At 35.9% G+C, this 579-nt stretch carries 1 protein-coding gene and 1 pseudogene; both read left to right on the top strand.

Annotated features, from left to right (window positions below):
• Window positions 1-50: 50 nt before the first annotated feature.
• Window positions 51-239 (top strand): annotated as a pseudogene (locus P5674_RS25680) (DNA adenine methylase); the annotation flags it as partial.
• A 117-nt stretch (window positions 240-356) separates the two neighbouring features.
• Window positions 357-509, top strand: coding sequence for a hypothetical protein (locus tag P5674_RS25675; RefSeq protein ID WP_231852507.1), 153 nt, complete (start codon window positions 357-359; stop codon window positions 507-509).
• Window positions 510-579: the final 70 nt, after the last annotated feature.

The raw sequence follows: 579 nt of genomic DNA, 5'->3' as shown, positions 1-579 counted from the left end.
ATAATTCTGTCAATAGGTTGATTACTCAGTCAACAAGCACAACTTAATCAATCTGTTATACGTTTATAGCTAAAAAAGCTAGGCTATCTGAAGCGTTGGAAAGATTAGAAAAGGTTCGCATTTCTTGTGAGGATGCAATTAAGTGTATTGAAAGATGGGATTCACCTGATACACTATTCTATTGTGACCCGCCTTATCCCGGTAGTACACAAGGCCACTATAGTGGCTACACGATTAAAGATTGGACAAAACTATGTCATACATTAGATTGCATAACAGGCAATTACATTGTATCGAATTATCATCAGATGATTGAACCTCAATCATTTACACAAAAAATAGAAATAAATACAGTCATGTCCGCTAGTCACAAGAAAGACGTAAAAAAGAAACGAACTGAAGTGTTATGGGTTAAAAGTAACTTAGACGGTTTTAATCAACTTCCTGAGTTAATTAACCCAGAGGCCTATAATTGTTTACTTAATACATGGAGTCAACCTAAACCCTAACAGCTAACAGATAACCCCTAACTCAATAACTTAAATGGCCCCCTATGGTTTCTGACTGTAGGGGTTCATT

This window comes from Limnospira sp. PMC 289.06, assembly GCF_032350395.1.
Classification (GTDB): Bacteria; Cyanobacteriota; Cyanobacteriia; order Cyanobacteriales; family Microcoleaceae; genus Limnospira; species Limnospira platensis.
Note: the sequence above shows the minus strand (reverse complement) of the source record. Positions and strands in the feature narration are given on the sequence as shown.

Excerpts from the sequence above, each read along its gene's own strand:
- P5674_RS25675 (WP_231852507.1), top strand. The coding sequence starts at position 357 with ATGTCCGCTAGTCACAAGAAAGACGTAAAAAAGAAACGAACTGAAGTG.